Annotated in this window: 2 protein-coding genes; both read left to right on the top strand. The window is 29.3% G+C overall.

Features of this window, described 5'->3' with window-relative positions; translation table 11 throughout:
• The coding region (locus DW981_RS15445; protein WP_207664018.1) for a hypothetical protein at nucleotides 1-219 on the top strand (219 nt) is incomplete at its 5' end.
• On the top strand, nucleotides 220-1,100 hold an 881-nt coding region (locus DW981_RS14700; protein ID WP_118508251.1), incomplete at its 3' end, for a glycosyltransferase family 10.

Genomic DNA, 1,100 nt, shown 5'->3' with positions numbered 1-1,100 from the left:
ACAAAATATTTTAAATGGTATTTTAGACGATTGTTAGCAAGACAAACTTCAAAATGTATTAGTTATAAAAAAGCTGTAAGATATCTTGAAAAAATGCATCAAGAATTGAAAGTATCAAAAATTAGTACTATCAAATACGAAAGGATGCTTCGAATTGCAGATATATTTTCAGTGCCAGCAAGTTTAGCTTATAAATTGACAAAAAAGGTGAAGAAATAGATGAAGATTGCAATTGTAACTCCATATGGTGAGGCATATTCAAACGATAAATTATTTGATCCTGCTATGTGTAGCATAGGTCAAAATTTATTGTTACCGGGAATAAAATTAAAAGAGCGTTTAGAAGAATTGGGACATGAATATCATACAGTGGATATGTATGATAATAAAGAGGAAATTGATGTTTGGTTGTTCCAAGATTTGAATAATGCGTCCAGGTTGACCATGAATAGATTAACGGATTGGTTGAAATATATATTTAAGAAAAAATGGGAGCAGGATTATTTTTATAAATACAGCAAATTGAACAGAAAATGCAAAGCAATTTTGATTATCCAAGAGCCGCCAACAGTTTTTAGGGCATCTTACGACAAAAAGAATCATAAATGGTTCAATAAAATTATGACATGGGATGAAAGAATGGTCGATAATAAAAGGTACTTTCAATTTTTTTATCCGCAGGTAATGCCTAAAAAATTATGGGATACTCCTTATGACAATAAGAAATTTATAACAATGATATGTGGAAATAAACATAGTACCGATAGAAATGAACTATATTCTGAGAGGTTAAATATAATACAATATTTTGAACAAAACAATATAGAATTTGACTTATATGGATTTGGTTGGAATAAGTCAGACCGGACAAGTTATCGCGGAAAAGTAGAGGATAAGCTTTACACAATGGCGAAATATAAATTTTCAATCTGTTTTGAAAATATGAAAAGTAAGTCTGGATATATAACTGAAAAAATTTTTGATGCTTTTTTTTCAGGTTGTGTTCCTGTTTATTATGGTGCAGAAGATATATCAAGATTTATCCCAGAGAATACCTTTATTGATTACAGAAAATTTGATTCGTTGGATGAATTATATTT

The organism is Clostridium sp. AM49-4BH (assembly GCF_003478335.1).
GTDB lineage: Bacteria > Bacillota > Clostridia > Lachnospirales > Lachnospiraceae > Butyribacter.
Note: the sequence above shows the minus strand (reverse complement) of the source record. Positions and strands in the feature narration are given on the sequence as shown.